19 protein-coding genes and 4 pseudogenes are annotated in these 23,623 nt (G+C 68.5%); 15 read left to right on the top strand and 8 right to left on the bottom strand.

The genetic code is table 11. The features are described from left to right. The first annotated feature begins 150 nt into the window (after positions 1 to 150). Positions 151 to 912, top strand: a complete 762-nt coding sequence (locus ACH4SP_RS11390) for a helix-turn-helix domain-containing protein (protein ID WP_398413108.1) — start codon at positions 151 to 153, stop codon at positions 910 to 912. 48 nt (positions 913 to 960) lie between these two features. On the opposite strand, the gene ACH4SP_RS11395 is transcribed toward ACH4SP_RS11390, so the two are convergent. The 4 genes from ACH4SP_RS11395 to ACH4SP_RS11410 form a co-directional block, all read right to left on the bottom strand. Continuing rightward, complete coding sequence (locus tag ACH4SP_RS11395; RefSeq protein ID WP_398413110.1) at positions 961 to 1,644, bottom strand: response regulator; 684 nt, start codon at positions 1,642 to 1,644, stop codon at positions 961 to 963. 554 nt (positions 1,645 to 2,198) lie between these two features. Further along, positions 2,199 to 2,585 (bottom strand): RICIN domain-containing protein, encoded by a 387-nt coding sequence (locus tag ACH4SP_RS11400; RefSeq protein WP_398413113.1) that lies wholly within the window; start codon positions 2,583 to 2,585, stop codon positions 2,199 to 2,201. A 243-nt stretch (positions 2,586 to 2,828) separates the two neighbouring features. Then, the gene (locus ACH4SP_RS11405; protein WP_398413116.1) at positions 2,829 to 3,254 is read right to left on the bottom strand and encodes a peptidase inhibitor family I36 protein; all 426 of its coding nucleotides are present in this window, start codon (positions 3,252 to 3,254) and stop codon (positions 2,829 to 2,831) included. A gap of 88 nt (positions 3,255 to 3,342) precedes the next feature. Beyond that, positions 3,343 to 4,281 carry a hypothetical protein gene (locus tag ACH4SP_RS11410; RefSeq protein WP_398413118.1) on the bottom strand — a complete coding sequence of 313 codons (939 nt, stop codon included), beginning with the start codon at positions 4,279 to 4,281 and terminating at the stop codon, positions 3,343 to 3,345. Positions 4,282 to 5,574: 1,293 nt separating this feature from the next. Between ACH4SP_RS11410 and ACH4SP_RS11415 the strand changes: the two genes are divergently transcribed. The 3 genes and pseudogenes from ACH4SP_RS11415 to ACH4SP_RS11425 form a co-directional block, all read left to right on the top strand. Further along, positions 5,575 to 6,222 (top strand): DUF6629 family protein, encoded by a 648-nt coding sequence (locus tag ACH4SP_RS11415; RefSeq protein WP_398413120.1) that lies wholly within the window; start codon positions 5,575 to 5,577, stop codon positions 6,220 to 6,222. After that, positions 6,198 to 6,323: pseudogene (locus tag ACH4SP_RS11420) on the top strand (transposase); the annotation flags it as partial. The gene ACH4SP_RS11415 and the pseudogene ACH4SP_RS11420, both read left to right, overlap by 25 nt. A 99-nt stretch (positions 6,324 to 6,422) precedes the next feature. Next, a pseudogene (locus ACH4SP_RS11425) lies at positions 6,423 to 6,551 on the top strand (IS5/IS1182 family transposase); the annotation flags it as partial. 194 nt (positions 6,552 to 6,745) lie between these two features. Here ACH4SP_RS11425 and ACH4SP_RS11430 read toward each other — a convergent pair. After that, positions 6,746 to 8,029, bottom strand: a complete 1,284-nt coding sequence (locus ACH4SP_RS11430) for a hypothetical protein (protein WP_398413123.1) — start codon at positions 8,027 to 8,029, stop codon at positions 6,746 to 6,748. A gap of 200 nt (positions 8,030 to 8,229) precedes the next feature. On the opposite strand from ACH4SP_RS11430, the gene ACH4SP_RS11435 reads away from it, so the two are divergent. After that, positions 8,230 to 9,525, top strand: coding sequence for a hypothetical protein (locus tag ACH4SP_RS11435; protein WP_398413125.1), 1,296 nt, complete (start codon positions 8,230 to 8,232; stop codon positions 9,523 to 9,525). Positions 9,526 to 9,691: 166 nt separating this feature from the next. On the opposite strand, the gene ACH4SP_RS11440 is transcribed toward ACH4SP_RS11435, so the two are convergent. Continuing rightward, complete coding sequence (locus ACH4SP_RS11440) at positions 9,692 to 10,426, bottom strand: S1 family peptidase (RefSeq protein ID WP_398413127.1); 735 nt, start codon at positions 10,424 to 10,426, stop codon at positions 9,692 to 9,694. 713 nt (positions 10,427 to 11,139) lie between these two features. Beyond that, positions 11,140 to 11,512, bottom strand: a pseudogene (locus ACH4SP_RS11445) (ISAzo13 family transposase); the annotation flags it as partial. A 213-nt stretch (positions 11,513 to 11,725) separates the two neighbouring features. Between ACH4SP_RS11445 and ACH4SP_RS11450 the strand changes: the two are divergent. From ACH4SP_RS11450 to ACH4SP_RS11475, 6 genes are all read left to right on the top strand, one after another. Then, complete coding sequence (locus tag ACH4SP_RS11450) at positions 11,726 to 12,061, top strand: hypothetical protein (RefSeq protein WP_398413557.1); 336 nt, start codon at positions 11,726 to 11,728, stop codon at positions 12,059 to 12,061. A gap of 438 nt (positions 12,062 to 12,499) precedes the next feature. Then, positions 12,500 to 14,968, top strand: a complete 2,469-nt coding sequence (lanKC, locus tag ACH4SP_RS11455; protein WP_398413129.1) for a class III lanthionine synthetase LanKC — start codon at positions 12,500 to 12,502, stop codon at positions 14,966 to 14,968. A 272-nt stretch (positions 14,969 to 15,240) separates the two neighbouring features. Next, positions 15,241 to 15,357, top strand: coding sequence for a class III lanthipeptide (locus tag ACH4SP_RS11460; RefSeq protein ID WP_398413131.1), 117 nt, complete (start codon positions 15,241 to 15,243; stop codon positions 15,355 to 15,357). 312 nt (positions 15,358 to 15,669) lie between these two features. Beyond that, entirely contained in the window at positions 15,670 to 16,806 is a 1,137-nt protein-coding gene (locus ACH4SP_RS11465; RefSeq protein WP_398413134.1) for a YcaO-like family protein, read from the top strand. 13 nt (positions 16,807 to 16,819) lie between these two features. Continuing rightward, on the top strand, positions 16,820 to 18,238 hold the full coding sequence (locus ACH4SP_RS11470; protein ID WP_398413135.1) for a TfuA-like protein: 1,419 nt from the start codon (positions 16,820 to 16,822) through the stop codon (positions 18,236 to 18,238). Positions 18,239 to 18,257: 19 nt separating this feature from the next. Continuing rightward, positions 18,258 to 19,367, top strand: coding sequence for a methyltransferase (locus tag ACH4SP_RS11475; RefSeq protein ID WP_398413137.1), 1,110 nt, complete (start codon positions 18,258 to 18,260; stop codon positions 19,365 to 19,367). Between the two features lie 584 nt (positions 19,368 to 19,951). Here the strand turns inward: ACH4SP_RS11475 and ACH4SP_RS11480 are convergent. Continuing rightward, positions 19,952 to 20,221, bottom strand: a complete 270-nt coding sequence (locus ACH4SP_RS11480; protein ID WP_398413140.1) for a hypothetical protein — start codon at positions 20,219 to 20,221, stop codon at positions 19,952 to 19,954. 732 nt (positions 20,222 to 20,953) lie between these two features. Between ACH4SP_RS11480 and ACH4SP_RS11485 the strand changes: the two genes are divergently transcribed. From ACH4SP_RS11485 to ACH4SP_RS11500, 4 genes and pseudogenes are all read left to right on the top strand, one after another. Continuing rightward, positions 20,954 to 21,538 carry an RNA polymerase sigma factor gene (locus ACH4SP_RS11485; RefSeq protein ID WP_398413142.1) on the top strand — a complete coding sequence of 195 codons (585 nt, stop codon included), beginning with the start codon at positions 20,954 to 20,956 and terminating at the stop codon, positions 21,536 to 21,538. 4 nt (positions 21,539 to 21,542) lie between these two features. Then, positions 21,543 to 22,343, top strand: a complete 801-nt coding sequence (locus ACH4SP_RS11490; protein WP_398413144.1) for an Ada metal-binding domain-containing protein — start codon at positions 21,543 to 21,545, stop codon at positions 22,341 to 22,343. 64 nt (positions 22,344 to 22,407) lie between these two features. Beyond that, a pseudogene (locus ACH4SP_RS11495) lies at positions 22,408 to 22,500 on the top strand (MGMT family protein); the annotation flags it as partial. A 148-nt stretch (positions 22,501 to 22,648) separates the two neighbouring features. Continuing rightward, positions 22,649 to 22,927, top strand: a complete 279-nt coding sequence (locus ACH4SP_RS11500) for a 2OG-Fe(II) oxygenase (protein ID WP_398413147.1) — start codon at positions 22,649 to 22,651, stop codon at positions 22,925 to 22,927. Positions 22,928 to 23,623 lie beyond the last annotated feature (696 nt).

A 23,623-nucleotide genomic window follows, 5' to 3' on the forward strand; every position in this document is an offset into this window, starting at 1 on the left:
CAGGTCAACTACCTTCCCCCGTACGCCTGTTGAGCCGGGGATGTGTTATGCCTTGTCCAGTGTGTGTGCGTGCCGGCGACGCACGTGCACGCGGTTCCGCTCAGCGGAACCCGTGATGCCGCAGTCAGGGCCGGGGACCGGAGTCGGGGCATGACAGTGGAGCAGCACCAGTGGAATGAGCTCCCGCACCATGGGACCAGGACCCCGGCGGCGGGGCGTGGGGTGCTGGAGGGGGCTTTCGCGTTGCTGGAGGAACTCTCCCGCCTCGGCGAAGCACGGCTGACCGATCTGGCAGTGAACACGGGGCTGTCGAAGTCCACCGTGCACCGCCTGTTGTCCCAACTGTCCGCCCTGGGCGCGGTGGAGCAGTTCCAAGGCCGTCATCGCGTGGGCTCGACAATCGTGCGCATGGGCCCCTCCCGCCACCACCACTTGCTGAGCAGAGCCTCCGATCTGCCCCTGCGCCAGCTGATGGCGTCCACCGGGGCCACCGTCTGCGTGGTCGCACCCTCCGCCGTCGGCCTGACCGTCGTCCACGGAATCCCTGGGGCGGTCAGTGAGCACTTCCCCTTCCTGCGGGGGCAGACCCTGCCACCCGACAGCGCGGCGGACGTCGTCTTCGCGGCCTTCGCACAACCCACGGAACCGGCCCCGGCCCATTCCACAGCCCAGTGGAAGCGCCGCCTGAACCGAGCGCGCGAGCTCGGCGCGGAGATCCATGAGTACGAGGGGGACGCACGGCACGCGTGCCTGGCGATACCGGTCCACGCCTCTTCGGGCCAGGTCGTTGCCGCGGTCGGCGTAGGGGTCCCCGACACCCGCCGCCTGCCCGCCGCCGTCGCCTCCGCCCGGCGCGCCGCCCACACGCTCGGCGCGAACCTGCAGCGGCTGCACCGCGACCGCCTGCTTTGAGATGCGAGGATCGCTATGGATGTGGGTACCACAGGACCGTCTGCGCGGCTACAACGCCCCGAGTCTTGCCCTCTCCATGAGGTCGATCACATAGTGGACCAGCTCAACTGGCATGGTGGTAGCCCCAAAGATCCGGCGATCAACTCCCCGTTCAGGGTCGAAGTTCCCTGCATAGATGAGAACGGGCGTATGGATGCCGTACCGCTCCAGTACTCGCAACATGGCGATACCCGCTTGTTGATCGCCATCGCGGTCGATGTCGCTGATGATGATGTCGTAGGTATTTCGGCGAAACAGGGGTGTTGCTTCTTCAGTCGACACGGATACGTCGACCTCTATGCCTGCCGTCCGGAACAGCTCGACAAGCGAGGCATTCCCTTCGGGGTGGTCATCGATCCATAGGATTCTCCCGCCTTGCAGTACATCGGCAGCGTGCTCCAATCTGCCCAGCGCGGCACGTCGATCAGTGGCGGTGGCAGTGGCGACCGTCTGACTCTCGCTCTGAGCGCGGTCGAGCAGCTCGGCAGCCAATTCAATCTCAACACCAAGTGCTCGTACTGCTGTCAGCCTTGGAACCATGCGTTGAATGATCGTCCCTCTCAGTGACCAGTACACGGCAGCCGCGAAGGCCACCCAGAGTATCGACGGGACTGTTCCGATGAGCTTGGTCCATAACGCCTCAGACATCTCAGCATCATCGGGTACAGGCACCGCACCGCGCAGTGCGTTCATGCAACATCGCTGAGAACGCGACCTGTGGCGACCGAAGCGACCGTTGTCCATGGCAGTACACGTGGAGCTGCGGGCCAAGAGTTGCGTCTGACCAGGAAGCTCTGTGCGGGTGTCGGACTGCGTGAGCCACTGACTACCGTTGCAAATGCTGCGCAGTCCGTACTGGTGTCGACCTGACCACTGGGCGGGAAGGTCGTCGAAACGAGACCGAGCGAAGAGCCGATGGCGCGGACGCGATATCTGAGAGAGGGCATGGCGTCCACTGTTGCCCTGCGTCGGGCGCACGCCGACTTCGCTGCACGCATGGCCCTGCTTTCCGCCTCACCAACGTCGTCGCGCGCCGTCAGGTTGTCGTGGGTCTCCTCCAGCCGGGGCCGTTGAGCCGGATCCACCCGCAGGAGCGGCCTCCGGATACAGCTGTGCTCATGCTGGCAGCCCGTGCCGTACGCGTGTCCGCACTCGCCGAGGGCGACTTCGCCCCGCTCGAAACAGGTCGTTCCCGTACGAGCGGGGCGAGTGAACGGTAGGGGGCCTTCCCCGGACTTCACAGCATGTCAGTTGTCGACTCCGTAGTACTGGGCCATGAAGGCGGTGACCTCCTTCGTGTGCGGTGTCAGCTCCGGCAGGTGGGACGCGAGGGCCAGGCGGACCGCCTCACCGAGCGAAGTGAGGCTGGTGGCACTGGACTTGACGTACGGGTCGATGCGGCGGATCAGTTCGTAGTTGCTCTCGACGTCCACCTCGCGCATCGAGACGGCGCCGGCGGTACGTTCCCCGGCAGGGCCTCCTGGCCGGTGCCGGGTGTTCGGACGAGGGGGTTCGAGGCGGAACTTCGGGTGGTCGGCGTTGGCCCACTCCTGCTGGCGTACCGGTGCCCCGTTGCGTGTGCCGTCGGTGCCCACGGTGATGTGCAGGACCCGGCCGCTGTGGCGGGCGACCACAGGGGCAAGGCCCCTGCGAGAGCTTCACAGGCGTGAGGGAACCTTACGGTGCAAGCGTAAGGATCGCTGTCGCGCTGTTGTTGCCTCGGCCTTCGGCGGGGGGGGATCCGCCGAGCCTCAGCGGTGGAATCCGGCCGACGGGACGGTGGCGAGTCCGGCCTGGAGCGTACGCGCCGATGGAACCGGGCGCGGCCACGCGGCCGCGCCCGGTTCCAGCCTGGCCGGAGCCAGGGAACTAGGGAACTAGAGGTTGGTCCACTTGTGCGACGAGATGTTGTCGTTCAGCTGCTGGCCGGAGCCGCTTCCCGTGTTGGGGTCGAAGGTCCACTTGGTGAGGTTGTCCAGGCCCACCCCGTTGTGCACACCCCGCTTGGCCCCGCCGTAATTGGGGGCATAGTAGACCCAGACGTCGTCCAGGCTGCCCGGGTATCCGGAGTTGCGAAGCGAGGAAACCTTGTTGCGGCAAGTGCCCCAGTTCGTCGAGTTCCCCGTCCACGCGGCGCACTCGCCGACGTAGTTGAAGTCGAGGTAGACGTGGAGCTTGCCGTCGGCGGCGGCCCCGCTCGGCGCCGGGACGGCGGGTGCTTCGGCCGCCTGGGCCGTCACGGGCAGGGTGGTGAGTGCCAGGGCGATGCCGGTGCCGGCAAGGGCGGTACGCAGTCGATTCATCGTCGTGCCTTTCACAGTTCGGTTCACGAATGGATCGGTGTGCTGTTGCGTTGGGTTGTGCGGTGTCGCGCGGGCACGGGGCCCGCGCTCATCCCCCGGCCGTGGCGCCGTCCACGACGGACCGGGCGCGGGGAAGCGCGGTGAGCTGAAGTCGCCGTTGCGCGTCGGCCTCGGCTTCGCGCCCCTGGCGCAACCGGGCGGCGTGCTCGCGGTCGAGCTCTGCTGCGGTGGCGGCCAGTCCCGAGCTGCGGGCGCAGCGGGCCTCGGCGAGGGCCATGGCCACTTCACGGGCCTTCGGCAAGGACCGCTGCGTTCCGACAGCCGCCCGTAGTCGGGCAGGGTCGGCGTACGAGTGTCCCGCCTTGCGCATGCAGGCGGACCAGGCCCGGGCGGCCTCGGCGTACGCGGGATCGGCGAGGACGCGTTGCCGGCGCAGCTCGGCCAGTGATTCAGCCGTCGAGGCGGCTTGGAACCAGCGGCCGAGGTCGCCGTAGAGCGTGCGGTCGGACTCTGCCTGGCAGCCTTGGTTGCTGCGGGTGAGGACCGCGCCGTCGGCCGTACGCGCGGTCAGCCCGGCCAACTCGGGTCCGTTGGCGGTCCGCAGGGCGACGGCTTTCCGTTCCGGCGACAGGGCCCGGAAGTAGACCTGGTTCGGGTCCTGCCGGCGGATCCGTTCCCGCTGCCGGTCGATGTCGGACCCCAGCCCGTGCCTGGCCGCCCAGGCCGGATCGTCGATGCCGTACGGGAAGTCCCGGGCTTCCGGGACTGGTTCCCGCGGCACCGGCAGGTAGACAAAGCCGTGGGCCCGCATGCAGTCGCGCAGCAGGAGCTGCTTCGCGCGGTGGAGCAGGTCCAGCTCCTGGGCAGTCACCGCGCGTGGCGGGACGGCAGGAGTGGAGGCCGTGGTGGGTGGGGTTTTCGCCGCCCCGCCCGGCTGGCAGGCGGTGAGGCCCAGGCCGGCGACGGTCATCACGCTCAGCAGGGCTGCTGTGACCGGCCAGGTCCGTGCACCGTTCTGCTTCGGCATGCGTTCGGCTCCTCTTCGGCAGGGGGCGGGGTCGTACTCCCGGAAAGGCGGACCCGTCGCCCGGGGCAGCCGCGACCCTGTCTAGCCCGACGACGTTGTTCGGCATCGGACGGTCCCCGCCGTACAAACGAACCCCGGACAACCGGCACCGCATCTGCCGGACCACCCGGCGGAAGACCACAGCGAGTGCTTCCGGCGCTGTAGGACCTCTCAACCGGTGGCCCGAGCCTGTTACTTGCAGGCGTCGCTCAGCGGAAGCCGTGCTGCTGGCAGGCAGGAACACCGTGAGAAGCCGGTGCGTGGCGGGGCAGAGCGGCTGAACTTCCGGGGGACACGGCGGGCAACCGGCCTGTGCCCCTCCTGCAGTGCGTCGCCACGGGGAAGGTGGTGGTGCCCAGCCGTTGCACTGACAGAGTGCCGAGACTGCAAGCCGCGTTCCCCGGAATGTGCGGGAGGAGGGACATCGGGAAGGGTGCGCTGCCTCCGCTCCTCCCCGAGCGGGTCGTCCGGACGTCGGAAACACGGGTTCCAACAATCACCTCTGCGCGGTGCCTGTGATGGGCAACGGCGGAGGCGGCGGGAAGAACGGAGCTGAAGGGGGCGGCGGATGGCGACCCTCGTAGGGGGATTCCGGCTGGGCAACGACCTCACCCGTCCGCAGGCGACCGTCCTGGTTTCGGAGAACGGTGTGCTGCACCGCGCCCAGGGCCTCTACGGGAGACCACCGCGGATCTCCCACCCGGAAGTCTCTCCCGCTCTGCACCCGCACTTTTGCACCCCCGGCCTGCGTACGCCTGGACGTCGAGGAGAAGGTGCCGGCCCGGGGCCAACGCGTCCCTTCTGACGCCGAGTTGTTCGCTGCGTTCCTCGGACAGTCGCCGCAGCAACCCCGCTCGCTGGACGACGGAGTCCGGGCCTTCCACACCGCGCTCGGACGGCCCTCCAAACCCCTCGGTGTGACCTGGGTTCCGCGGCAGGCACCGATTCCGCCGCACGTCGAGGCAATGCTCCGCACGCTCGCCCACGGCACGCCGCTCACCCACAGTCGGGCCCAGAGCGTCGGTTGGACCGTCACCCATCACCACGTTCGCCTTCACGCCGGCCCTGCTGGCGCCGCTCTGGACCGGCAGGACGTCATCGACCTCCCGGCCGCACTCAGCGCAAGAGGGACGCCGTGCATGCCGGTCATGTTCTGTCTGCGTCACTCATGGCGCCGGAGGGGTGATTGCCGGCCGGACGGTATGAGGGAAGCCCGGCATGCTTCGCTGCCGGGGCGGCCGTAGTGTTGCTGTCATGTGCTGGAGTGCAACGGCCGATCTCGTTGCGGGCACGGTCATCACGGCGGTGGGGGTCGTCGCGGTGACCGTGGCGGTCCGGCACCCCCGTGACCTTCCGCTGGCCGCGCTGCCCCTGCTCCTGGGTGCCCACCAGATCATCGAGGCCGCCGTCTGGCACCAGGGCGGCGGCACCGGGCCCGCCACTGTCACCTGGAGCGTCATCGCGCTCCCGCTGTTGGCGCTGTGGGTACCGGCAGCCGTGCTGTGCGCCGCTCCGCCGAGCGCCCGCCGGCGTCTGCTTGTCCCCCTGGCGGCGGGAGTCGCGACAGCGGCAGTGCTCGCCCACGCGCTGGCGACCAGTACCGTGACGGCGGAGATCAGGGGACACACCGTGGGGTACTCCCTGGGACTGCCGCAGGCGGAGCTGATCGTCGTCGGCTACCTCCTCGCCACTCTCGGCTCCCTGTTGCTGTCCGGTGACCGGGGGATCGTCCTGTTCGGTGTCCTGGTCACCGTTGGGGCCGCCGTGTCCCTCGGGCTGTGGCGGCAGGAGTACATCTCGACGTGGTGCGCGTTCGCCGCGGTGTGCTCGGTGGTCCTGTTGCTCTGGGCCAGAAGGAGCCGTCCGCACCGATCACCATGGGAGACAACCCCGAGCGGCTGAAGACCGAAGCATCCTTTGCCGCTCTGTGCGGAGTGATCCCCGTCGAGTACGCCTCGGGCCGTCGGAGCGCGCGTCGGCTCGACCAGGGCGGCGACCGGCAGGCGAACGCCGCCCTGCACCGCATCGTGTTCACCCGGCTGCGCTTCGACGGGCCAAGCGCCCGCTGCTGCGCGGCCAGGAGGAGGACAACGCCGCGCACCCGCAAGGTGCGGGCCCGGGTCGAGCACGCCTGCGCCCGGATGAAGAACTGGAAGATCCTCCGCGACTGCCGCCAGAAAGGTCCCGGTCTTCACCACGCCGTGGCCACTGTCAACAGGCCTCGTACATAAACGAATTGGCCTCGCTTCTGTCGTCGGGTTGAAGCGCGCACCACCCTGGCAGGGGTTCGCCGCATGCAGCAGGGGACGTTCAGCCGCGGGCCCCGGTCCCCGAGGCCGGGCGCGGGGTAGAGACGCGGAAGGCCCCGCACGGAACCGGGAGGCCGGGGGTCACGTGCGGGGCCGCGCTCACGGAGTGGGGGCCGTCAGACTGCGGTCAGGGTGTACGTACCCGTTCCGTCCTGTCGGCCGCTGGAGTACTGGCGGATGAGTTCCCCGTCCGCGTACCGGTCGTGGCCCAGCATGGAGCCGGTGTACTTGTTCTGCAGACCGATCTTCGTGCTGCCGGGTACGTCGCGGTAGATGTAGAACCGCTGGAGGTCGTCCTCCCCGCAGGCGGCCGTCGTCAGGTAGGCCTGCTCCTGGTTGGCGATGTTCGCAGGGATGGTGGCGCATCCGCCGTTGCCCCAGTTCCACAGGGACGCTTCGATGACTCCGTTGCGCTCGGTCACGTTGCACAGGCGCCAGTTGTCCAGGTGGGCGCTGGTCCAGTTCGATTCGCGCAGGCGGACGCCGTCGTTGGCCAGGGCCGGGGCGCTCCAGTTCAGGGGCTTGCCGGGGACATGAATCCGGTAGACGGCGGGCTGGCAGTTCAGGGCGGCGCGCGGGGCGGGCTTGGCGGCCTGGGTCGCCTTCATGTTCTGGGTGGCCTTGGCGGCTGTTGCGGCGTTGTCGGCGTCGTGCTTGGCCTGGTCGGCCTTGGCCGAGGGGACGGGACCTGCCGGGTGCTTCGCGGTGGCGGCGGGGGAGCCGCAGTCCAACAGGCCCTGGGCCTTGGCCATGATGCTGTTGGCGGGGACCTTGTCCTCGCAGCGCACCGCGCCTTCTTCGAGGGTGGTGAAGGTGGTGTAGCTGCCGGTGTCGGGGCCCTCGGTCCACTTCAACGCCCAGCTGCCGTCGCCCTGTTGGGTGCGGTTGCAGTTGAGGCTGCCGTAGGTGCCGGTGACCTTCTTGGTGCCCTCGTAGAGCCCGTAGTAGCCGGGCTGGTAGAAGTCCCAGGTGATGGACTTGTTGGTGCTGCTGGTGGAGGTGTAGTTGACCTGGACGTTCAGGCCGAGGCTCGCGCCGACGGTGCCGAGGGCCTCGACGGCGAAGCTGCCCTGAACGGTCCCGTTGACGCCCACGGAGACCGAAATGGTTTCCTGGACGTTGGTGGAGATGGTCTGGGTACCGGTGGAGCCCTGGGTGACGTACCAGCCCTTGAATTGGGTGATCGTCGGGGTGACTTCGGTCGTCTTGATGACCGGGTGGCGTTTGCCGAGATCGGCTGCGGTACAGGTCTGGCCGGGCTGGACCGTCTGCCCGGCGGCGGCCGGAGCGGCGGGGGCCGGGGAGGCGGCGGCCGGGGTGGCGGCCAGGCCCACGGCGGCCGTCGCGGTGGCTATGAGCGCTCCGAGCCCTCTGCCCAAGCGGGTTGTTGTGCGGCGCATCGTTGCTTTCCCCCTGTGTGAGATCTGTGAGGTGAGTGTGAGCGTGAGTGAAACTAGCGCCGTCGGGGGCGGCAGGTCTGCACCACAACTGGCCAAATGCGATCACGAACTGTCCCGTTCTCGGTGGCATGAACGGGAGTTGACCGGTTCCATGCCTTCGGTGTGCCCGCCAAGGGGCCGCCGGAGGAAGGGACCACCCTTTGAAACACGTCAGACGCGGCCTGGCAGCGATAGCCTCGCTCGCCCTCACCGCATCCCTGTGCGCCGCAGGCGCCACCCCCGCTGCCGCCGCCCCACCCGGCGCGGCCCCTCCCGGCCACGGAACGTGCGTGGCCACCGAACCCGGCAGCCAGCTCCACCGCCAGGGCGCGGCCTGGACGTGCGTGAGGACCACCGACACCGCCCCCGCAGGCGCCGCCGCCCCCACCTCCGCCGCCCTCGCACCAGCGGCCCGCGCCCAGGCCGCCGATCCCAAGCCGAATCCCGGGCTGGGGATGTGTACCGGGGCCGATCCCCGCCAGTCCAGCCGCAAGGCCTACTGCGTACGCCACTGGGTCATCTATGAGGCCCTCGGCAAGGACGGGCGCGTGGCCGACCACGCCACGGTGTTCGTCGCGGCGGCGGCGTCCATGGACTCCCTGCCCCAGGCGGCATGGCGCGAGGACATCATCACCGAGGTCGTCGAGATGACGGAGAAAATGCCCCCCGTCACGATGGCCCTGAGCTCGACCTGCAGCGGCCAGTGCTCGCCCGGGTCGTCGGCCTGGGATGGCGCGGCCGTCCGCTTCCGCCGCCTCCACGAGGGCAAGGACGGCAGCCTGAGCTACAGCTCGTCCGTGGGCAAGGGCTTCAACACGACGATCCTGCCGACCTACCGCGTGCAGGGGGCCATCCTCAACGGATCGGGGCCGCCCACGCACATCCGCCCGGAGTGGAACGGCATCGAGGTTCGCTGTGACGATGACTCGGGCAGCTGGCCCGGCTGCATCGTCCCGCGCCACATGGCCAACGTGACGTTCAGCAAGGCCCGGTACCGGGGGGCGGCCATCGCCTATGAGTGGGCGCAGAAGAACCTGACCGGCAAGTTCGGCGACCGCGACCACTCGCTGAACCGGTTCACCGACCCTCTCGACCCGAAGAACGACAAACGGCGTGACAAGACCTGTGGCATTGGCGGGCCGAACAAGTTCATTGGGGGCGCCACCGGTGTCCCCAACGACTCCTGTGACGAGTACCCCTTCGCCGGGTCCTGGCAGGGCGGCAATGACGGGAACCAGTGCGTGGACATCACCCCGCGTGCGGTCGGCGGCGTGTGGGACATCGCGAACGTCACCGTCGACCGGGCCGCCCAGACCACCCCGCCCTACAACGCGCCCTGCATCCGGGCCCATGTCGACAACAAGGACAATGGTGACGCGGGTCTGGAGTACGGGCGGGCGATACAGTCCGACCGCATCATCGACAGCGAAGCCTTCGAGGTAATCATCGCCCCGTGACCGGGGCGGTGCCGCAGGGCCGCCCCCGGCGTGGGGGGGGCGGCCCAACCCCCTGGCCGGGGGCGGCGGTTAGGTTCCGTCTGATGGGTCAGGCACGAAGCCACAGGCGTATGGCCGCAGCGGTCCCGTGCCGTAGAAGACTTGGGCCCGCACCGCGCCTCGCGGGCTACTGGCCCGTCACGCGGCGGATCCAGGCGAGCTCCTGAACGATCTCCCCGGCCTCGGCGAACTTCTCCCGGTCGGATCCGTTGAAGACGCCGAGGAGGACTTCCTCGCCCTGCGGGGCGATGCTCATCACCGGGCCGCCCGAGTCGCCCCCGGCGGGAATCCCGGTCACCTTCTGCATGCAGAAGTCCGTGCCGCCAGGACCGGTGCTGCGCGCGCACCGGGGATCGCCGGAACGTACCACCTTCAGGTCCGACTGCTTGAGCACGGGGGACTGGCAGGCGCTCTCGTCGTTCTCGCAGGTGGCGCCCCAGCCGTACTGCCGGACGGTCTGTCCGGCGCGGACGCCGGTGGTCGCCAGGCGCGCGGTGCGGATCTTCATCGGCGGGACCTTGATGAGCATCATGTCGGCCCGCGCGCTGTCCGTACGCTTGCCGGGCACCGGGCGGACGGTGACGCCCTTGCGCATGTCGAGATTGCCGACCTTGAACGCGATCCGCTTGTCGGAGATCGGCTGTCCCTGCTCGAAGAAGCAGTGCGAGGCGGTCAGGATCCACTGATCGGTGACCGCGGTCCCGGTGCAGGCCGGCTGGCCGTCGACCAGCATCCGCACCGCCCACGGGCCGTATGTGCTCTTCGATCCGCCGATGACCGCGGAAGCCTGAGTGGACGTCACGACCAGCCCCGTCACCACCAGAAGGACAGTCAGCAGCAGTGCACGAACACGACGGACCATCGGGAACAACTCCATTCATCGGGGCTCAGCCGTACGGACGGTCAGACAGCCCCCGAGAGGAGTTGGTTCCGCGGATGAGCCAGTTTCCGCAGTTCCGTACGGAACGGGGACCGACGGAATCCCGGTCGCAGTCGGTCCCACGGTGGATCCGGGTGGCAGCAGGCGTACTTCACCGCGTACGAGGAGAGCCCGGACGAGATCCTCGACAAGGCACTGGCGATCGCCGCCGACGAGATGGGGCGGGCCACTCACTGCAACAGGCCTCGGATGCACCGCAGTTGATGGAGGGTCACCTTGCCGCCTGCGGGCGGGCCGCCACCCAGTAGCCGCACGGCACCTTCACGGACGGCGGGTGGGGGCAGACCGCACAGCCCTCACCCGCCGTGGCGGCCGAAGTTCCCCTGCCTGATGAGGGTCAGGCCGCTGCTGCCGCGGCGACGCCGTCCAAGGGCTCGCAGAGGAATCAGCATGCGGATTTGATCTCTGCCGAGGGCCGTCTGCCGTACTTGTCGAGGTGGGTGACGACGTCTGTCGGCTTACGGAATCGGGCTGTTGACGAAGACAGAGCACGGTGGCGAGGATCCGGTCTGCGTCGGGGAGCCTGTCCCTTTCCGGGTTGCGCAGAGAGTCGACGTCGACATCGTCCACAAGCGCAGTCGTACGGACCTGAGCTTTCGGTCCTGTCTCATGGCGTGGGGCAGGCGGGGCCCGGTGGGGTGCAGGGTGTGGCTCCAGTCGCCGTGGAAGCGGTGCCGACTCATCGCCAGCGCGTCGATCGGGCATCGCTGACCTCCACGCCGGTGTCGCCGGTGTCGTAGTCACCGGTGTCGAGGCGGGCCTCGACGGTCAGTCCGGTGTGCCCGGCGGTAGGTGACACACCGTGATGTCCAGGCTGGTTCCGATGGCCGGGGCGGCGGGCTCGCTCTTTCAGGCGCGGGTGCGGTAGCCGTTGGCCCCGCCCGCGTCGGCGGTAGTCAGCAGCCGTGCGGCATGCGGGTAGTCGTGCCGTCCGCGGGCCTGCCACCAGCGGCGGATGGACTCCACCGCGAACGCAGCGGTGTCGTGGTCGGTGCCGACACTGACCCAGTCGGGGTCCGAGTTGTCCGGCGTTGTAGTACCGGCGCTGATCCGCCAGTCAGCGGCCCGGCCCGGGGCGAAGGGGTGTGCGTGCCGCGGCGCAGCTGTTCGTCGATGGCGGCATCGGCCGGTAGCCGCGGCCGGGCACGGCGCCGGGGCTCCCTGCTCCGGCCCGAGCCGATCGTTTATCAGGTGTTGATCGAGGGGTGAACCGTTCGCGGTGTGCTGGTGGTGACCAATCGGGCTGTGGACCTGGAGGAAATGGTGTTCAGACGTGATCTCACGAGGGTGGCCATGGCGCTGGCTGCTGCCGGTGTGCTGCTGTCTGCGCTGCCTGCGGGCGGGGGCCTCCGCGGCGGGCCAGGCTGCTCCTGGTGGCGACGTACCGTCAGTTTCAAGAACGGCGATCCGGTGATCGCGAAGAAGGAGAAGTGTGGTCTCCGCCAGAAGGCAAGCCTGGCCGTAGCGAATACAACGCTCGGTGCGAAAAAGAGCTCCGCAGGGATTCCCGCATTCGTGGAAAAGGCGAAAAGGCGTTCTGGTCATCAGCCACAGTAAGAGCGTCGGCGGTCCCGCAGCATCACACCGCTCCCTGACTCACGGTCCTTCCGTCCCGGTTGCGGCAATCGAGCCGCCTCTCCGGCAGATCGGCGATGCGACCTGGGGGCAAGGCAAGGTTGCGCCGCCGGTGGAGGGCCAGAGCGCGCAGCCTGGCACCCACTGCCTGTCGACCACCTGGCCACAGGGCGTCGGCACCCTGTCCTCCGCTGTGCTGTCCGCAGCCCAGAAATGTCCAGTTCGGGATTTCCTGACAGGAATTTATCACGGGGAAGTGCGCCCCAATGAATAACCATTCCCCTATTCGTACGGTTCGATATTGAGGGTCAATTGGCTTGCATCTGTCAGTTCTGGTGAGAATGGCCTACTGTAATTAGTCGCCGGGTTCGACGATATTCTTCGTCCAGAGAATTATGTGCACGCTAAGGGGTGAACTCGATGGGATTAACAGGATTCGACTTGTATGCGCTCGCGCATCCGCAGTTCTATGAAGCGCCGGAATGCATTCAGGACGAAGCCAAGCGCTGGCCGGCTCCGGACATCGGTGCTGGTCGTCGTACTGAGGGCCGTGACGTGTGGGTGCGGGTGAGCTACGGAAACCCCCTCCCGGCCCAGGGTTGGAAGATCCACGTCTCCGCCACCGCCGACAATGCCGAGGCGGCGTTGCGGGTCGTCGCGGCCATCTGCGCCCAGCGGCAGACCGACTTCAAGTACCTGCGCAGCAGCACCCTTCTGAGCACCTTCAACTCCAAGTACGCCCACCGGGGTTCGGCGGGGAAATTCATGGCGATCTACCCCTTCGACGAAGCGGATCTGAAGGATCTCCTGGAGGAGCTGTCGACCGCGCTCCGGGGATTCACCGGACCTTACGTCCTGTCCGATCTCCGCTGGAGCGACTCCAGTCCGGTCTTCATCCGGTACGGCGGCTTCGCGGAACTGTGGGTCGACGGCGACGACGGACAGCGGGTCATGGCGATCACCGCCCCGGACGGAACACTGGTTCCCGATCGACGGGCTCCCTTCTTCGAGGTCCCGGTCTGGCTGGACGTTCCGGGGTTCATCCAGGACCGCATCAATGAGTTCAGCAGCGCCAGCCGTGTCGATATGCCCTACACGCAGATCGAGCCGCTGCACTTCTCCAACGGCGGTGGCGTGTATCTGGCCACGGACCCGGACACCGGCGACAGGGTCGTCCTGAAGGAAGCGCGCCCGCTGGCCGGCACCGACGGCAAGGGCCAGGACGCCGTGACGCGGCTGCAGCGGGAACACGCCATGCTGCTCGCCCTGGCCGGCACCGGGTACGTGCCCAAGGTCATCGGCTACCACGTGTTGTGGGAACACCATTTCCTCGTGCAGGAGTACATCGACGGCGACACTCTCACCTCTGCCGTCCTGACCCGGCATCCGCTGCGCCAGACCACGGCCTCGGACGAGGACGTCCAGGACTACGCCGCATGGGCCGACGAGACGATCAGCAAGGTCGAAGCCGCGCTGCACGCCGTGCACCACGAGGGCATCGTGTTCGGCGACGTGCATCCCCACAACATCCTCGTGCGCCCCGACGGGCGGATCACCCTGATCGACCTCGAAGGGGCCCACGCCATGACCGGGGAGCGTACGGGGCTGCACGGCGCCCCCGGCTTCGCGGCGCCACTCGGGACGAGCGGTGTCGCGCTCGACGATCACGCTCTGGCCGCGCTGCGCGTGCACACCTTCATACCTTTGATGACGCTCGCGGCGCTGGATCCGGACAAGCCCGCCCAACTGGCCCGCTGGGCGGGCGACGTGTTCGGAGCGTCCGCCGGTGCAGCCGGCCAGGCAGCACACCAGCTCGACCGGCTGCACAACCGAACACCGGCACATACGCAGTTGCTGGAGCACGTGGCCCCAGCCGACCGGGCGAGGCTGATCGCTGACGGCATCAACGCCTCGGCCACCCCTCATCGCAGCGACCGGCTGTTTCCCGGCGCTCCGGCCAGTACCACCCCCAGCGGGGCGATCGACGTGCAGCACGGCGCGGCCGGGGTCCTGTACGCCCTGCACGCGGCCGGCCTGCCCATCGATGACGCATGGACCGCGTGGCTGACGAAGGCCGCGGCACGCCGGGCCGCCACCACGCCGCTGGGGCTGTTCGACGGGCTGCATGGAATCGCCACGGTGTTGGATCTGCTCGGCCGCCGCGATGAGGCAGCCGACTTGCTCGACCGCGCCGCCACCCGCGCTCTGCCCTCGGGGCTCGACCTGGCCACCGGCCTGCCCGGCATCGGCATCTCCCTGCTGGGGTTCCACCTCCGCACCGGTGACCCGGCCTATCTGCGCAGGGCCGGACAAGTGGCCGGACAGGTGGCCGACCTGCTGGCCGAGCATCCCCGCGACAGCGCCGACTTGACCAGGGGAGTGGGTGGGGCGGCGCTACTGCTGGCACGCATGTATCAGCACACCTCGGAGCACGCCTACCTGGAGCAGGCCAGGCAAGCACTCATCGCCGGCACGAGTGCCACACGCACCGGCGATGGCGAGGAGGTGGGTCCGTCGCTGGCGACCGGCGCCGCCGGCGCCGGTTTGGCCCTGGCCGCGGTCCTGGCGCACCAGCCCGACGACGAGCTGACCGCCGCCCTGGATCAGGGCCTCACCAGCGCTTGCCTGCCGCTGACGCTCGCTCCCGGGCTCTTCGACGGAACGGCCGGGCAGCTGTACGCCCTGAGCGCGTGCGGAGATCCTCGGGCGTCCCGACTGGCGCAGATCCTGTGGCGCTACGCCGTTCCCTACCAGGAGGCCGCCGCCATGCCGGGGGGCAATCTGATGCGGCTGTCCATGGACGTGGCCACGGGCGGAGCCGGCGCCCTGCTCGCACTCGAAAGCCACCGTTCGGGCACCGACCTCCTCGGCCCGCTCCTCGCCGCATAGTGCCGCGTTCTCCACTGGCTTCCGCCCCATGAGCGCACCGCTCCGAGCCGGTTTCACGCGGCCGTGAGATTGCAGACTTCCCAGACCGATCCCGGTCCGGGCGAACCCCACGAGCTCAGAAAGGAGGAACCGACTCATGGAGATTCTCAAGCTTCAGGCCATCGAGTTGTCGGCCGAGGTCGTCAACGAGCCCGCCGTGGCTGCTCATACCACCAGCACCGTGACGGTCACGACCGTCGTGACCGTCCTCTGACGGGAAGAGGAGACAAGCAATGGAAGTCCTCAAGCTTCAGGCCATGGAGGCCAAGACCGAGACCGAGTCCGCGCAGGTCGCCGGGACCGGCACCATCAGCACCGTCACCGTGACCACCATCTCCACCGTCCTCTAATCACAGAACAGGAAACCCATCATGAACATCCTCAAGCTCCAGATCATGGACGCCAAGGTCTCCCTTGAGAACAAGCAGCTCCCCACCTCGATCACGTTGACGACGGTGTCCACCACGACGACCACCCTCTGATTCAGCGGGATCTGAGGTGACCTGTGGGGGGTTCGGCCTGCCGTACCGGGCCGGGCCCCCCACACGGTTGATCCGCGCAGCAGGACGGAAGCAGACCGGCCCGTGTCACGCGCCGAAGACGCGTTCATGATCGACCGGTGAAGTCCAGGTCGGGAATCTTATGAGTCGGGGACCACATCCATGAACGGGCAGAAGAGTTATTTCTCCGGCACGCACCGCGTGTGCCCGCCGGAGCAGACGTGGGAGCGGATCGTGCCGCTGTTCCCCACCTTCGGCATCACCCGGATCGCCGACATCACCTGGCTGGACGACATCGGCATCCCGGTGTACCAGGCGATCCGCCCCAACGGCCGCTACCTGTCGGTCTACCAGGGCAAAGGGCTCGACACCGTGTCGGCGAAAGTGTCCGCCGCCATGGAGGCGATCGAACGCTGGCACGGCGAGCACCTGGACCTGCGCCCCGACCTGGTGGCCACCGCGCAGGAGATCGCCCCCGAGCTCGGCTACGGCCTGGACGAACTCACTCTGCATCGGCGCAACTGTCTGAATCCCGGCAGCCGACTGGCGCTGCGCACAGCCCGGCGGCTCAGCGACAGTCAGACGTCTTTCGTACCGGTGGACTGCCTGAACATCGACCTGCGGGTGGACGGGCAGTGGCAGCCACCGGTGTTCCGGGCCACCACCAACGGACTGGCCAGCGGCAACACCGTCGACGAGGCGATCCTGCACGCCCTGTACGAGGTGATCGAACGCGACACCCTGGCCCGGCTCGAATCGGCCCCTTGGTCGACAGTCGGCCCTGACACCGTCGTCGGGCACAGCCGAGCCCTGCTCGACCACTACCGGGACGCCAAGGTCAAGGTGCTGATCAGCGTCCTGCCCTCGCCGCTGGGAATCCCGTGTTTCAGCGCGACGATCTGGAACGACAACTTCCCCGTTCCCCGCAGCGGCTTCGGCTGCCACTTGGACAGCGATGTCGCGCTGTGCCGGGCTCTTACGGAAGCCGCGCAGGTCCGCGTCTCCTACATCGCCGGGTCCCGGGACGACCTGCAGGACCGCGAGTACCGCGACGTCCAACGCGCCATCGCGAACCCGGCCGGCGCCGCCATTTTCGAGAGGGCCGAATCCGCTGCCGCCGTCGACTTCACGACGCTCCAGTCGCTGACCGTCCGCGACCTCCGACAGGAGATCGACGAGCTCAGCACGCGCGTCGTGGACGTCACCGGCCGGTCCCCGCTCGTCGTCGACCACACCCGTGACGACCTGGGGATCCCGGTTGTCCACGTGCTCTGCCCAGGCCTTGCCTTCCCAGTGTGAGTGAGATCCGTTCATGACCCAGCTGTATCTGTTCCTCGGCCCCACCCTCCCCGCCTTCGACGGCCCGGCGGACATCCGGATCCTGCCTCCGATCGTCGCCGGCGACCTGCTGCGCCTGCCCTTGCGGGAGGGCGATGTCGTCGGGATCGTCGACGGCTACTTCCATCAGCAGTTGTCGGTCCGGCACAAAGAGATCCTCGCCGTCATGGAGCGGGGGGTACGCGTACTCGGGTCCTCCAGCATGGGCGCTCTGCGGGCCGCTGAACTCGACGTGTTCGGCATGCACGGGGTGGGGCAGGTGTACGAGGACTACCGCGCAGGGCGGATCGACGGCGACGACGAGGTCGCGCTGCGGCACGGCCCGCCCGAGAGCGGCTACCGGGCGATGTCGGTGCCGCTGGTCAACATGCGGGAGACCCTCGCCGCTGCGCACCGGAACGGCATCTGCTGCCGGGAGACCGCCGACCGGATCATCGACGCCCTCCACTCGATTCCGTACGCCCAGCGCACGTATCGGCTGCTGCCCGCGCTGGCCGACGAGGTGGCTTGCTCGAAGCAGGAGCTGGCCGAGATCGAGGCCCACTGTGTGCACAATCCGGTGGACGTCAAACGGGCCGACGCCCTGGAACTCATCACGCGGATGCGGCAGCCCGAACGGGAACCGGACCGACGGCCGCCCGTGAACCGAACCGTGCACCTGGTCGCATGGGAACTCGCCGCCCGGGGACGCGCGTACACCGGCCAGGACTTGTCTTCCTCGCCAGTTCCGGGAGACCTGGACGCTCTCCGGGTGCTGCAATTGTTCTCGGCCGACTATCCGGCGTTCCTTCACGAGGAACGGCTGAGCCGGATCGCCGAAGAGTGCGCCGAGCTGTGCGGAACCTCCAGCACCCGGACCGGACACGCAGCAACCGCCCTCGCACACAGCGGCCACCGGGGGGTCTTCGATGTCGACGGAGATCTCGGCTTCCTCGACAGCTGGCTCACCGCGGGCGAGCAATCGGATTGCGCACCGCAGGAGAAGTCAAAGCTGTTCCTGGCTCGCAGTTTCCAGATCCGCCCCGGTGTCGCACGGGAAGAGCCCCTGCTCGATCGGCTTCAGCACACCCCGGGGTTCGCGCACGCCGCAGTCATCGCCCAGGCGTCCCACGAGGTGGAAACGGAGCGAGTCCGCCGGGACCCGGCGTACTCGAACGCTCTCCTGGCGTTGGAACCGATCAGACAACTCCTGATCGACCTGTGGGGAAGCACCGAACGGGATGCGGACATCCATGCGCTGGACCGCGGTTTCAGCTCCCTCCAGGAAGCGGCGGACGCGGCCCGCCCGTTCTTTCTCATCGTCCACTGCGGTGCCGACCTCGGCGAGCTGTCCGACTTCTCGGTGAAGGCACCGTCGGCGGCCTTGGCCGGCACGAGCGCGACGTCCGACTGATCGCGAGACCAGGCCGTTGGTGAGCGAGCCGGCGGACCGAAAAGTTCCGAAATTTCCATTCAGACCAGGGGGAAGAGTGTCCGATTCAAGGCCCCAGCATGATGTGACGACGATTTTCGCGCCTTTGGTATTCAACGTCCTCGCCTTTCACGCGTTTTCCGCGGCGGTAGGCCTGGGACTGCCGGACGCTCTCGCGGACGGCTCTCTGCGCACGAAGGAACTGGCCGCCGCCACCGGAGCGGACGAAGACTCGCTGCTGCGGCTCCTTCGTACTCTCAGCGCTTTCGGGGTGGTGCACCGTGACGGCGCGGACAGCTGGTCCCTGGCCTGTGCGGGCGACCAGCTCCGCGACGGCGCGCCCGAGGGGCCTGCCGACTTCATACGGTTCTACGGCAACCCGCTCACCTGGCGTGCCTTCGGCGCGATGGAGGAATCCGTCCGCACCGGAACGGCTGCGTTCGAGCAGATCGGCGGCGAAGCGTTCTACGACTACCAGAAGCGGGACACCTCCTACGCCCGCTCCTTCAACGGCGCCATGCGGGCCGGCCAAGAACAGTTGCTGCCGCTCTTGGTGGACGGCTACGACTGGGGCGCTGTGCGGCACCTCGTCGACGTCGGGGGCGGCGACGGCAGCACGCTCGCCACGATCGCCGCTGCCCACCCCGACCTGCGTGGGACGGTCATGGACACCGAGGACGTGGTCCGGGCGGTATCCGGTGTCGTCAGTGAAACCGGCGTGTCCGAGCGGTGCTCGGGCACCGTGGGAGATTTCCTGGCCGGGGTCCCGGCGGGCGGGGACGCCTATCTCCTGAAGAACGTCCTGTTCGAATGGGACGACGCCTCGTGTGTCAAGATCCTGCGGAACTGCCGCGAATCGATGACCGAGGAGGGGCGGGTCCTCATCGTCACGGCCCTCATGCCCGAGTGGGACGCGGAAGACCCCGTCGGCCTGATGTTCGCGGCGATCAACGACATCCAACTGATGTCCCTGGGAGCCGGAAGGGAACGCGGCGAAAAGGAGTACTCAATCCTGTTCTCGGCTTCCGGGCTTCGGCTCCATCGCATCATTCCATTGCCGCCCCTGCCGAACTACCACCTCATCGAGGCGGTCCGCGTCTGCTCGGGCTGAATCCGCGCTGTCCGATACTCAACCCGAGTATGAGGGTTCACCGTCTGCCAACGCGGCCGCGCCGGCGAACGCGCGGCATGCCGTCGGTCCGGCAGATCGAGTTCCGCTCGGACGGTCTACCCCAGGGGTACGGGGTCGAGTACGGTCCACCGGTCGGCCAGCGCTTCGACGAGGAGCAGCGCCCGCGCCCGGTTTCCAACTCGCCCTACACAAGGGCGAGGTGGACACCTGGCCCGGGTGACCCCCTCTCCGACTCCCTCGCCTACGGCTGGCAGTGCATCACCCAGCACCAGATCCTGCCCACGTCGGCCTACGACGGAGTGCAGGTCACGACGTTTTGTGGGCGCCTCACGATGTGCCTAGTGCGGGGCAGGAGGGGCCACATGGCAGGGCGGGATCGGGTGCCCCGTATTTCCTGATCTCTGTGAGTGGCGCTCGCAGTTTCGATGCCCTGTTCGGCCCGGAGAAGATGGCTCTTGTCTCCGGATCAGCAGCCTGAAGGACCTCCGTTCGTTCGGTGCCTGCCCGGCATTGCTGCCGGGCAGGCACCGCCTTGAGGACAACGAAATGGCCCCGATCCTTGGTCATGAGGGCTCGGTGAGAACCCACAACTCCCAGACTCCGGCGGCCCGGCACTCGTAGGCGCGTACGCCGTTCTCCAGGTACCATCGGCCGCGCTCATGACAGCGGTTCTCCTCGGTCGGAGGAAAGTCCGCCACGTGGTGCCAGCCGGGCCCGGCTGCCGGCGTGGACTGTGTGGGTGCGGGTGTGGAGGCCGCGGCAGTTGCGCCGTGGCTCGCCACCAGCAGCGACGCGGCCGCAGCCGCGAGGAGAACGCGTTTCAGGGATCGCATGGAACGCATCCTTCCGCAGCTGGCGGGCCCACATCGATGGAGACCGCTCCGCCTTCCTCCGATTGGCCTAACGAGTGATACGTGCTGTCTGAACTGCGGGACATGACGCGGTTCTTGAGGGCGGGGAAGTCTGCGTGCCCGCTCATCGCCACCTTTGACTCATCGCGTTCTCGGCTTGCGGTTTCCGGCCCGGTCTTTCGCGATCTTTAACGTCTTCTTGCTGCAGCCTGACCCGGCGAGCAGGGCGAGTACCGCCGGCGACATCGACTGCTCGGCGAGGACGCGCTGCATCCAGTACGCGACCTTCGCCAACTCGACGCACGTGGCGGCGGATGAACTCGCGATACCTCTTCGCTTTGAAGCAGTTCGACCGACCACTGCCGGGGCCGTAGCGGTGGATGGGTGCCGCGCACCCCGCGCACGGGCCGATATGCCATTCCGCGCAGCCGTAGAGGGCTGCGGCTTCCCGGCGTTGCTGCGGCGTGATGTCGAGGCTTTGCCGTGTCGGTGCGGGGGCGCCGAAGAGCTGTCGGGGGATGTCGTCGAAGGTGTGGAGTGCGGTGGCGTCGCCGATGGCTCGGCGTGGGCGTGGGTCGTTGAAGACGAGGGTTTCCTCGCCGTACCGGCAGGTGTGGTCGAGGGGCCCCATGGCATCAAGTCGACAACCTCGCCCGCAGGCGCGGACGAGACACCGGTGCAACCATCCGACCAGACTTGGTGTTTCAGTAGGCGATGGACGCCAACGCCGAGCGGCAACTGACCGAGCTCCTGGCGGTGGACCTCGACGACGGCTTCACGGAGCTGGTCAGGGTGCATGCCAGGGCCGTGTACGTGTACCTGCTCCGGGTCTCCGGTTCGCCCGCCGAAGCCGACGACCTGGGACAGGACACCTTCCTGCGCGCCTACACGGCCCTGCGGGACTACGGTCCCCAGCGCCGAGCAGAGCTCAGGCCGCGTGCCTGGCTGCTCACGATCGCGGCGAACGTGTGGCGCAACCACCTGCGCACCTGCTCCCGCCGGCCGGCCCTGGTCGGGGCGCCGGTGGAGGAGTCCCAGGACGTGTGGGCCGACCCCAGACCGGGACCGCAGGAGCGTGCGGTGCTCGCCGACGACCGGCAAAGGCTGGTCGCAGCCTTGCTCGAACTACCCGAGCACCACCGCACACCCGTCGTGCTCCGGCATGTCCTGGGACTCAGTTACGGGGAAGTGGCCGAGGTGCAGCAGTGCGCGATCGGCACGGCCAGGGCTCAAGTCTCCCGGGGGTTAGCCGGTTTACGCCGGATGATGGACCCCGACGCAGCCGAACCAAGGAGGTGACGACATGAGGAGCGGCCAGCATGCCTCGGGCCCGCCCGCGGACGGGCCGATGCTCGCCGGACTCGCCGAGCAGGCGCCCGCCGACTTCGGCGTGCGCGTGTTGCGCATGGCCGGGATCCCGCGCGAGGTCTACGACGTCTACGTACGCCTCGACACGGCGGCGGGTGGACTCTTCGTGGCGTCGGGCCAGGAGGCGGTGACCGGTACCGCCCTGGACGCCGGAGAGCTGGACGCGACGGCCTTCGAGGAGCTGCACCGCGGCCGCACCGGACGCTCGGCGCTGCCCACGGCCCGGCCCTTCCCCGGTGTCGTCCCTGCCCTGCGCACCGGCCGTGCCCGGCGGCTGCGCATCGACCTCTCCCCACTGGACCCGGTGGACCAGGACGTCCTCGAAGCGGTCCGCGCCATCCCCGCCGGGCAGCTCCGCCCGATCGGCTGGATCGCCCGGGAAGCAGGGGCCGCACCGGACGAAGTCCTCGTCGGGCTGGCCCACAACCCGGCCACCGTGTTGATCCCCGGCCACCGTGCGGTGTACGACGACGGCACACCCTGCGATCTCGCCCACCCGCCCGGTGCAGCTGAGGCGCTGCGCGCCGCCGAGGGCGTCGACATGCGCAGAGTGGCTGAACTGCGCCGCCGCGGTGCGGTGTTCCTCGGCAGCGACACCACCCGCATCTACTGCCATCCAACCTGCGCGCACGCCCGCCGCATCACCCGGCCCCACCAAGTGCCCTTCCGTACCGCCCGGGAGGCGGGTCGGGCCGGGTACCGAGCCTGTAAGAGCTGCCGGCCCGTCACCGTGTGACGGCCGACGCGATCCACGTCTCACCGTTACGACGCCGGGTACGTTCGTGCCCTACGGGCACACCGTGAGCTACGCACAACTGGCCGAGGCCCTGGACCGGCCGTGCGCGGCCCGCGCGGTCGGCACGGCCCTGGGCGCCAACCCGTTGTGCGTCGTGCTGCCCTGTCACCGGGTCCTCGGCTCCGGCGGCAGCCTCAACGGATACGCGCCTGGACTGGTCGGCCCTGGCCGCCGACCTCGATACGGACGGCGTCGCTCTCACTCCACCGCTGCTCACCTCCGAACAGTGCGCCCGGGTACGGGAGATGTACGACGAGCCGGAGTCGTTCCGCAGCACGGTGACGATGGCCCGGCACCGGTTCGGCGAGGGCTCCTGCCGCCACTTCGCCAACCCGCTGCCCGACCCGGTCCCCCCTCTGCGCCAGAAGCTGTACCTGCCGCTGGCACGCATCGCCAACACCTGGGCCGCGCGGCCCGGCGAGCCCGGATTCCGATTTCCCGAGCGGCACGAGGACCTGCTCACCGAGGGCCGGCACCGGCCGACGCCGTTGCTGCTGCGCTACGAAGAGTCCGGCTACAACTAACCGTCTGCACCAGGACGTCTACGGCGACCTCACCTTCCCGCTGCAGGCGGCGGTGCTCCTCGTACGCGGCGTGATCTTCCATGGTGCGCGGTTGCGGCCTTGCGCGGGGCCGGTCGGACTTGGGGGTTCGGTCGGGTGAGGGTGACCGGGGCGCTGCGGAATGCTCTTGCGAAGGAAGTGGGGAGCAAGGCCATCGGCAGCCCGTGGGCGAGGCAGCCGCAGACCGGCCGGAACGTTCACGCACCGCGCCTCGGGCCACGTATGACGCCCGCGGTCTCAGACCTCCGGGCGAATCCGGCCCGTCAAGGACCCCAAGGACCGTGACAAGCGCGTAGTCGGGCACAAGGACCGTCACATGCGCGTACGGCACTCGGATCCCGCGTACGAACGCGCCCTGCGCGGTCCCCGCGCCCGCGCCTGCGGCGAACTCGTCCACGACCGGTGCGCCGGTCCGTTCTGCCGCCTCGTTCCAGCAGACCGGAAACGGCTACGTCGGCCCTGCTCAGCGGCGCTCCGCTGACGAAGGACCCCGCCGCTGCCGGTCAAGTGCCGCTGGAGAAGCGCCGAATCGCGTCTACGTACGGTCCTTGTACGGCGACGGGAAGCACACCGACCCGCGTCGTCCCACGAACCCGCGAATCGACACGAGGAGAAGTAGCACCCGTATGCAAGACACACAAGGGGCACGAGTCACAC

Source organism: Streptomyces sp. NPDC021093, assembly GCF_044333135.1.
GTDB lineage: Bacteria > Actinomycetota > Actinomycetes > Streptomycetales > Streptomycetaceae > Streptomyces.

Coding starts and splice junctions, on each gene's coding strand:
- ACH4SP_RS11405 (WP_398413116.1), bottom strand. CDS start 3,254: ATGAATCGACTGCGTACCGCCCTTGCCGGCACCGGCATCGCCCTGGCA.
- ACH4SP_RS11470 (WP_398413135.1), top strand. CDS start 16,820: ATGACCCAGCTGTATCTGTTCCTCGGCCCCACCCTCCCCGCCTTCGAC.
- ACH4SP_RS11460 (WP_398413131.1), top strand. CDS start 15,241: ATGGAAGTCCTCAAGCTTCAGGCCATGGAGGCCAAGACCGAGACCGAG.
- ACH4SP_RS11480 (WP_398413140.1), bottom strand. CDS start 20,221: ATGCGATCCCTGAAACGCGTTCTCCTCGCGGCTGCGGCCGCGTCGCTG.
- lanKC (WP_398413129.1), top strand. CDS start 12,500: ATGGGATTAACAGGATTCGACTTGTATGCGCTCGCGCATCCGCAGTTC.
- ACH4SP_RS11490 (WP_398413144.1), top strand. CDS start 21,543: ATGAGGAGCGGCCAGCATGCCTCGGGCCCGCCCGCGGACGGGCCGATG.
- ACH4SP_RS11500 (WP_398413147.1), top strand. CDS start 22,649: ATGTACGACGAGCCGGAGTCGTTCCGCAGCACGGTGACGATGGCCCGG.
- ACH4SP_RS11395 (WP_398413110.1), bottom strand. CDS start 1,644: ATGAACGCACTGCGCGGTGCGGTGCCTGTACCCGATGATGCTGAGATG.
- ACH4SP_RS11415 (WP_398413120.1), top strand. CDS start 5,575: ATGTGCTGGAGTGCAACGGCCGATCTCGTTGCGGGCACGGTCATCACG.
- ACH4SP_RS11465 (WP_398413134.1), top strand. CDS start 15,670: ATGAACGGGCAGAAGAGTTATTTCTCCGGCACGCACCGCGTGTGCCCG.
- ACH4SP_RS11485 (WP_398413142.1), top strand. CDS start 20,954: ATGGACGCCAACGCCGAGCGGCAACTGACCGAGCTCCTGGCGGTGGAC.
- ACH4SP_RS11430 (WP_398413123.1), bottom strand. CDS start 8,029: ATGCGCCGCACAACAACCCGCTTGGGCAGAGGGCTCGGAGCGCTCATA.
- ACH4SP_RS11440 (WP_398413127.1), bottom strand. CDS start 10,426: ATGGTCCGTCGTGTTCGTGCACTGCTGCTGACTGTCCTTCTGGTGGTG.
- ACH4SP_RS11390 (WP_398413108.1), top strand. CDS start 151: ATGACAGTGGAGCAGCACCAGTGGAATGAGCTCCCGCACCATGGGACC.
- ACH4SP_RS11410 (WP_398413118.1), bottom strand. CDS start 4,281: ATGCCGAAGCAGAACGGTGCACGGACCTGGCCGGTCACAGCAGCCCTG.